Origin of the sequence: Streptomyces panaciradicis, from assembly GCF_023516615.1 — a bacterium.
Classification (GTDB): domain Bacteria; phylum Actinomycetota; class Actinomycetes; order Streptomycetales; family Streptomycetaceae; genus Streptomyces; species Streptomyces panaciradicis.
In genome coordinates this window covers 97,312-105,297 of record NZ_JAMGBF010000060.1, presented here as the reverse complement: position 1 = coordinate 105,297, position 7,986 = coordinate 97,312, and the positions used below count along the sequence as shown (strand labels likewise).

At 72.3% G+C, this 7,986-nt stretch carries 5 protein-coding genes and 1 pseudogene; 3 read left to right on the top strand and 3 right to left on the bottom strand.

Going from position 1 to position 7,986, the window contains the following annotated elements; translation table 11 throughout:
* Positions 1 to 239 (bottom strand): annotated as a pseudogene (locus tag M8J74_RS21320) (RNA polymerase sigma factor SigF); the annotation flags it as partial.
* A 610-nt stretch (positions 240 to 849) separates the two neighbouring features.
* On the opposite strand from M8J74_RS21320, the gene M8J74_RS21315 reads away from it, so the two are divergent.
* A complete protein-coding gene (locus M8J74_RS21315) occupies positions 850 to 3,642 on the top strand; it encodes a helix-turn-helix transcriptional regulator (RefSeq protein ID WP_249837961.1) in 2,793 nt (930 codons plus the stop codon).
* On the opposite strand, the gene M8J74_RS21310 is transcribed toward M8J74_RS21315, so the two are convergent.
* The gene (locus tag M8J74_RS21310) at positions 3,632 to 4,351 is read right to left on the bottom strand and encodes an SDR family oxidoreductase (RefSeq protein ID WP_249837960.1); all 720 of its coding nucleotides are present in this window, start codon (positions 4,349 to 4,351) and stop codon (positions 3,632 to 3,634) included. The genes M8J74_RS21315 and M8J74_RS21310 overlap by 11 nt on opposite strands.
* Positions 4,352 to 4,767: 416 nt before the next feature.
* Here M8J74_RS21310 and M8J74_RS21305 point away from each other — a divergent pair, with 416 nt between their 5' ends.
* Positions 4,768 to 5,478 carry an SDR family NAD(P)-dependent oxidoreductase gene (locus M8J74_RS21305; RefSeq protein WP_249837959.1) on the top strand — a complete coding sequence of 237 codons (711 nt, stop codon included), beginning with the start codon at positions 4,768 to 4,770 and terminating at the stop codon, positions 5,476 to 5,478.
* A 192-nt stretch (positions 5,479 to 5,670) separates the two neighbouring features.
* Positions 5,671 to 6,693 carry a GlxA family transcriptional regulator gene (locus M8J74_RS21300; protein ID WP_249837958.1) on the top strand — a complete coding sequence of 341 codons (1,023 nt, stop codon included), beginning with the start codon at positions 5,671 to 5,673 and terminating at the stop codon, positions 6,691 to 6,693.
* Positions 6,694 to 6,766: 73 nt separating this feature from the next.
* On the opposite strand, the gene M8J74_RS21295 is transcribed toward M8J74_RS21300, so the two are convergent.
* Positions 6,767 to 7,870, bottom strand: coding sequence for a TDT family transporter (locus M8J74_RS21295; protein WP_249837957.1), 1,104 nt, complete (start codon positions 7,868 to 7,870; stop codon positions 6,767 to 6,769).
* Between the last annotated feature and the right edge of the window lie 116 nt (positions 7,871 to 7,986).

Here is a 7,986-nt window from a genome sequence, read left to right as displayed (position 1 = left end):
ATCTCCTCCGGCCCGCGGCTGCGGAACCGGCCTGCCGCGAAACGCACCAGGGAGGCGTTCATCTCGATCAGCGTGTTGCGCGCGTACTGGTAGTCGGCCGTGCCCTCCTCGAGCACCGCCAGCCGGTCAAGGAACAACCGCGTCAGCTGCCGGGCGTCCTTCGGCTCCACGCGGGAGGGCTCGGCGACCTCCGGCAAACTGGCCACGGTCTCCGTCGTCGCCGCAGTCACTGTCGTCATGGCGTCCCCCTCCCCTTGCATCCGCACATCGCCCCTCTGGCCCCGGGCCGACAACACGGCGCTTACCCCGGCGCCCACAGGGCATGCCCACAAAATCTTCGGTGGCGGGTCCCGCCGTGGTGGCGGTAGCCCGGCGAGTTCACAGACGCCATCCGGCACACCCTGGGAGGGGAGCCCAACGTTCGTCCCAACGCCGTGTCGCGGCGGGCGGGGCCGACGGCCCCCATCACAGGGTCATGTGCTCAGCTCCGAGGACCCGTTGGTGGCCCCGACCGTCGAAGCCACCGTCCATCAAGAGGACTTGCTCGAGTGGGATGAGGTGCACCACGCACGGGCGGCCTCCGGCGGCATCCCACTCACCAACCGCCTGGGGAGCTTCCTCCGCTGGCCTGCTGCCTCCACCGTCGCACCCACGTCGCATCGACCGCCGGCGAAACGTCCTAGCGGCCCGCGACCCACACAATGCTACCCAGGAGAAACGGACATATCGAGCGGAGGGGCGGAGTCCGCCCTTGCGGCCGGTCTTTGTGCGGTCGGAGTTCCGGCCACCCTGTCCCGCCTGTAACGTGCAAGAAGACCAGGGGACCAACCGCAGCGAAAGCGGGCAACCGTGGTGGAACCGGAGAGCAGACCGGGACGCGGGGACAAGGTCGGCCTGCTCGGGCGCCAGGTCGAGTGCGCCATCCTCGACAGGCTTCTCGACGCGGTCCGTACGGGAGAAAGCCGCGCCCTCGTGATCCATGGACCACCCGGCATCGGCAAGTCGGCCCTGCTGGGACATCTCATGGACGCACCTGGCGATCTGCGGACGCTGCGCGCGGTCGGCATCGAATCCGAGATGGAGCTGCCGTTCGCGACACTGCACCAACTGTGCGTGCCGCTGGTGGACCGGCTGGCCCACCTGCCCCATCCGCAGCGGACGGCACTGGAGACCGTCTTCGGGGTACGCGAGGGACCGCCGCCCGACCGCTTCCTGGTGGGAATGGCTGTGCTCAGTCTGCTGTCGGAGGTCTCGCAGAAGCGCCCGCTGCTCTGCCTGGTCGACGACGCCCACTGGATGGACCGCGCCTCGGCCCAGGTCCTGGGCTTCGTCGCCCGCCGCCTCCTCGCGGAGTCGATCGCCCTCGTCTTCGGCGCCCGCGAGCGGGCCCGGGACCTGCTCGGACTCCCCCACCTGGAGGTGACCGGACTGCGGGACGCCGCCGCGCACGCCCTGCTCGAATCCGCCACGCACACCCGTCTCGACCACGACATTCGCAGCCGGTTCGTGGCGGAGACCCAGGGCAATCCACTCGCCCTGCTGGAGCTGCCCCGCGCCCTGTCCGTGACCCAGCTGGCAGGCGGCTTGGGTCTGCTGCACACCGACACGCTCCCAGGCCTGATCGAGCAGAGCTTCCTGCCCCGGATCGAGGACTTCCCCGCACAGACCAGGCTGCTTCTGCTGGTAGCCGCTGCCGAGCCCGTCGGCGACCCCGCACTGGTGTGGCGGGCCGCCCGCCGGCTCGGCGTGGCACCCGAGGAAGCACTCGCCGACGGCACGGACGGACTGCTGTCGTTTGACGTGAGCGTGACCTTCCGGCATCCGCTGGTGCGCTCCGCCGTTTGCCGGTCGGCCACGGAGAGCGAGCGCCGATCGGCCCACCTGGCGCTGGCGGAGGCGACGGACCCGCGTGTGGACCCCGACCGCCGTGCCTGGCACCTGGCGTCCGCGACGGCCGGACCGGACGAGGCGGTCGCCGCCGAGCTCGAACGGTCCGCGGGACGCGCCCAGGCCCGGGGCGGGCTCGCCGCCGCGGCCGCGTTCCTGCAGCGGTCCGTCGTCCTGACCGTGGACTCCTCTCGGCGCGCCGACCGGGCGGTCGCGGCCGCTGACGCCAGCCTCCGGGCCGGCGACCTCGACGCCGCCCGCCGCTTCGTCGACGTGGCCGACCAGAACGCCCAGAGCGACTTCCAGCGCGTGCGGGCGAACCTGGTCCGCAGCCACATCATCTTCGCGGCCGGCCTCAACCGCGAGGCGCCCCCGTTGCTGCTGACCGCCGCCCGGCGACTGGAGCGGTTCGACGCGAACCTCGCCCGCGAGACCTACCTGCTCGCCTGGGGTACCTCTGCCCTGGTCGCCGCCGACGGCGACAGCCTCGCGGCGATCTCCCAGGCCATGAGGGGGCTCGCGCCGCCGTCGGCCACACCCCGCGCCCTCGATCTCGTGACCGAGGGCTACGCGCTGCTGGTCACCGAGGGCCGCGCCGCCGCCGTACCCGTCCTCAGGCGTGCAGCCGACGCGCTCGCGGCCCTGCCGCCGGACGACCTGCTGAAGTGGGGCTGGGTGGCCAACGGCGTCAGCGCGGCCGTATGGGACGACCGGGCCATGCGCGCCCTGTACGGCCGTACGGTCGAGGTGGTGCGCGCGGCCGGTGCCCTCACCGAGCTCCCGTTCTGCCTGGCGTCACTGGGCATGGCGACCACCTGGACCGGGGACTTCACGGCAGCCAAGGCCATCGTGGACGAGGCGGACATCATCGCCGCGGCGACCGGCGTTCCCCTCGTCCCGCACGTCAAGCTGCGCCTCGGCGCGCTGAGCGGCCACACCGCCGAGGTCGAACCGCTCATCGCGGCCACGGTCGAGGAGGCCGGCGCCAGCGGCCAGCTGATGGGCGTCACCGTGGCCCAGTGGTCGGCCGCGGTGCTCTACAACGGCCTCGCCCGCTACGAGCAGGCCCTGACCGTCGCACAGACCAGCGCCGGCATCCCCGAGCTGTGGGTCTCTGTCTGGGTCCTGCCCGAGCTGGTGGAGGCGGCCGTACGCGTCGGCGACGCGGTGGCTGCCCGCGGAGCTCTGGAACGGCTGACGGACGCGTCGGAACCGTGCGACACGGATTGGGCACAGGGCATCCTGGCCCGCAGCCGGGCCCTGGTCAGTGAGGGGACCGCCGCCGACGGCCTCTACCGCATTGCAGTTGACCGGCTGGCCCGCACGCAGCTGCGGCCCGAGCTCGCCCGGGCGCATCTCGTGTACGGGGAGTGGCTGCGCCGGGAGCGGCGGCGTGTGGAGGCACGCGAGCATCTGCGGACCGCGCACAAGATGTTCGCCGCAATCGGCATGGAGGCGTTCGCCGAACGCGCCCGCCGTGAACTCCTCGCCAGCGGCGAGTCGATCCGCAAGCACAGGCTGAAGTCGTCATCTGGGGACGAGCTGACGCCGCAGGAGAAGCAGATCGCACTGCTCGTGCGGGACGGCTTCTCGAACCCCGAAGTCGGCTCCCGGCTCTTCCTCAGCCCACGGACCGTCGAGTGGCACCTGCGGAAGATCTTCACCAAGCTGTCGATCACCTCCCGGAGACAGCTCCGCGACGCCCTCCCCCGCAACGGGTACGAGCCCGCGCCCGAGCAGGGGTTCAGGGGATGAGCTGCTGGCCGCCGTCGACGTCGTAGGTCGCCCCGGTGAGGGCCGTGTTGGTCATCAGGTGCAGAGCCAGCCTGGCCACGTCCGCCGGTCCGACGACGCGCCGTATCGGCAGCGTGGCGCGCAGTTGCTGCCGTCGCTCCTCAAGGGCGTCGCCCAGCAGTCGGGCGGAGAGCGGGGTGTCGACGAAGCCCGCGGCGATCGCGTTGACCCGGACCGGGGCGATCTCCAGCGCGGCGTTCGCCGTGATGGCGGGGAGCGCGGCGGCGGCGATGGCCGCGACGCTCAGCCCCGTGCCCGGACGGCGGGCGTGCGTGCCGGTGATGAACGTGAGCGACCCGCCGGGAGCGACCCGCGTCGCGCACTCCCGCGCGACGCGCAGCGACCCCAGGAGGTGCTCCTCCAGCACGCTGCGGACCTGCTCGAAGTCCATCTGGGCGATCGTCGCGTACGTCGGCCCGCCGCCCGCGACCAGGACGTGGTCGACCGGTGCGGGCAACTCGCCGAAGAAGCGGCCCAGCCCCGGGGCGTCGCCCAGGTCGAGGGTGGTGGCGGATGCTCCGAGCTCCTCACGCGCCGCGTCGAGCCGCTCCGGGTCGCGGCCGGTGACGACGAGCTTCGCGTCGGCCGCGCGTGCCTGGCGTGCCGTTTCCAGGCCGATGCCCGAGCTGCCGCCGATGACCACGACCGTGCTTCCCGAGAGATCGTTCACTGCTCCTCCCTTCGGGGCCCCCGTCCGCCGCGAGCCGGTGGCGCGGGACGTCGGCCCTCCTCTCAGGATCGAGGGGCGACGCTGACGCTCGCGCCCGTGATCCTCACTGGCCTTCCCTCGTCCAGGGAGCGGACCCGGGACCGCGAACGCAGCCGCCGGCTCGTCTGCGAGCCCCCTGCGCCGGTCGGCTCCCGACGCCCGTTCCTTCATGGCGCGTGCCCCCCTCCGCACCACGACCAGTGACTTCCACGGGCGCGAGGTGCCGGCCGCGGCGTGAGGGTGGAAGCAGGCCACGTGGCACCGAACGCGGGACCTGACCGCCGGGGAGCCGACCGTGGCGCCGCCACGGTCCTGCCCCACGTCCCGCACTACGACCGTGGCCGCCCGACCGTCCACCCCAACGGAGGCAGCCGATCATGAACGAGTCCGGCAGGAAGGTCGCCGTCGTCACCGGTGCGTCACAGGGCATCGGCGCGGGCCTGGTGGAGGCCTACCGCAAGCTCGGCCACCGGGTCGTCGCCACCTCCCGGTCCATCCCTGACTCCGACGACCCGGACGTCCTCACCGTCCGCGGCGACATCGCCGACCCCGCCACGGCCGAGCGCCTCGCCGCCGAGACCATCGAGCGGTTCGGGCGCATCGACATCCTGGTCAACAATGCGGGCCTCTTCATCGGCAAGCCGTTCACGGAGTACTCCCAGGAGGACTACGAGGCGATCGTCGGCGTCAACCTCACCGGCTTCTTCCGGATCACCCAGCTCGCCGTCGGGCAGATGCTCCGTAACGGCGGCGGACACGTAGTGCAGATCACCACCAGCCTGGCCGAACACGCCAGTTCCGCCGAACCCTCGGTGCTCGCCGCCCTGACCAAGGGCGGCCTCGAGTCCGCCACCAAGTCCCTCGCCATCGAGTACGCGGCACACGGCATCCGCAGCAACCCCGTCGCGCTCGGCATCATCAGGACGCCTATGCACCCGGAGGAGGACCCGGAACTGGCGCGTCGGCATCCGCTCGGGCGGATGGGCGAGGTGGAGGACGTCGTCGAGGCAGTTCTCTACCTGGAGACCGCCTCGTTCGTGACCGGGGTGACGCTGCGCGTCGACGGCGGCCGGAGCGCGGGCCACTGAGCGAGCAACCGGTCGCCCGGCCGCCTGAGAGGCCGCGGCTCCCAGCAAGGAGCAAACAAGTCGTGGCGCGAACCCCGGTCGGGGACGAAGGATGGCGGGAGTGAGGCGCCGGGCGTGTCGGGCGCACCGGTCACGGTCGGCCCGAGCGCCGGACCCACCACGGCACCCGCCCGCACCCGCCGGAGGTACGCGATGAACCGCAACCGTCCCGGGATGAGCCCGCTGACCGTCACCGTGCTCGTCTTTCCCGGGGTGCGCCTGCTCGATGTGACCGGACCCATCGAGGTGTTCACCTCGACGAACGAGTTCGGCGGTCGCTACCGCGTGCAGATCGTGTCCGAGGACGGAGCCGACGTGATCACCTCGGCCGGCACGCGCCTCAGCGCCGACCGCGCCGCCGACGAGGTCCACGAGCCCTCCGACGTGCTGGTGATCCCCGGTGGCCCGGAATGGGAGACGCTGATCAAGGACGACGCGCTGCTGGACGTGGTCCGGCGGCTCGACGCGACGGCGGGCCGTACGGCGTCCGTGTGCACCGGGGCGCTGCTGCTGGCCGCGGCCGGGCTCCTCCACGGCCGCCGCGCCACGACGCACTGGCGCTTCACCCGCCAACTGGCCCTGCGCTTCCCTTCGGTGCGGGTCGAACCGGACGCCGTCTTCGTACGCGACGGCACGATGATGACCTCGGCCGGAGTGAGCGCCGGCATCGATCTGTCCCTTGCGCTGGTGGAGGAGCACTACGGCGCGGAGGTCGCTCGCTCGGTCGCCAAGGACATGGTCGTCTTCATGCAACGGCCCGGCGGCCAGTCCCAGTTCAGCGTCCGCTCCCAAATCCCTTACTCGCGCCAAGAGTTGCTGCGTCGCATCCTGGACACGGTGGCCGAGGACCCGGGCGCCAACCACAGCCTGTCCGCGATGGCTCGGCGCGCGGGAGTCAGCGTCCGCCACCTGGCCCGGCTCTTCCACGAGGAAGTGGGAACGACGCCCGCCAGGTACGTGGAGCAGGTCCGGGTGGAGGCCGCCCAGATCCTGCTGGAGACGGGCGACGATCCGATGGCGGTGGTGGCCCGCCGTACGGGCTTCGGCTCGGCGGAGTCCCTGCGCCGCGCGTTCGTACGCCATCTGGGCGTCACGCCGGGCGTCTTCCGCAGCCGGTTCCGCACGACGGGCCTGGCCTCGAAGGAGCCGCAGACCGCGGGAACTTCGGCGTCGTAGGCCGCCACGCCGTGGCGATGGCCCGCACCCACAGGCGCGCCAATCTGCACTTCGGGACGGCCCTGCCTTCCGCTCAGTCCACAGCGTGACGGACCGGACGGCGCATGTGCCTGGTGACGTGTCGCAAGGAGCGGCCCGCCACCACCAGCCATGCGAGCACAAGTGCGCTGTACAGCACTACGGTTGCCCAGTCGAGCGGCGTGGAGCCGGTGCGGGTGGCGAGGGCGCCGGTGGCCGTCACGCAGGCACCCACCGGGAAGATGAAGGACCACCAAGTCGGCGCGAAGGGCAGGCCGGCCCTGATCGTGCGGACCGTCAGCCCCGTGGCCAGGGCCAGCCAGAGCATGGCGAATCCCCACACCGCGATGCCTCCCAGCAGGGCGAGCACCGCGGCACCCCGGGCGTAAGGCGCGGGCAGCACGCCCGGCGCCGCCGACGCCAGCGCGCCGAGCGTCGTGACCGACTGAGCCAGCGCGCCCAGGCCGATCCACACGGTGGGCACCGTGGTTCCGGTGGGCGCTTCGTGGTGCACGAGGCGGCCGTAGATCATGGCCAGGACCAGCAGCGTCGCGACCAGGCCGAGGCCGAGCATCGCGTAGCAGCCCAGCAGGAGGGCGAGGCGCGGCTGCCCGGCGGGAGCGTGGGGAACCAGCAGCGCGCCCGTCGCGGCGGAGACCATCGGCGGCACCACCGGCATCAGCCAGCCGCCGAACGCCGCGTCCGGAGCGAAGCGATGCCGCGTGACCATAAGGTACGGCACCATGCAGGCCGTGACCAGGCCGAGCGCGGTCCCGGTCAGCCACAGCACCCAGTCCACGCTCACCGCCGCGTCGAGTCCGATCATGTCCTTGCCCAGCAGGAGCGCACCGGCGCCGACCGTGAGCAGTCCCATCGGCGGTGCACCGAGGAACTGGACCGTCACCGGGTCGGCCGCGTGGGAGCGGATCGCCCGCTGCCGCAGGTAGCGCGCCACCAGCACGACGAGCAGGACCCCGGCCCCCGCCCAGACCACCGTGGCGGCCGTCCGCAGCCCGGGAAAGGTCCGCGGCAGCGTCGCGGCGGCGTTGGCCACGATGCCCGTGCCCATCACCGCGGCGAACCAGGTCGGGCCGAGGAGCGGACGTGCCGTGCTGTCGGAAGCGGGAGGTGAGGGGCGGGTCGCCCGGGAGAGTTGCATGATCCGCAGCCTAAGTACGAACCGGTGCGAGTCGGTTGATCGTGTCCGGATGTGAGGGTGCCCCGGCACGGATCGAGTCGCGCGGGGCCACGCGGGCCCGTGAGGACCAGTGGATC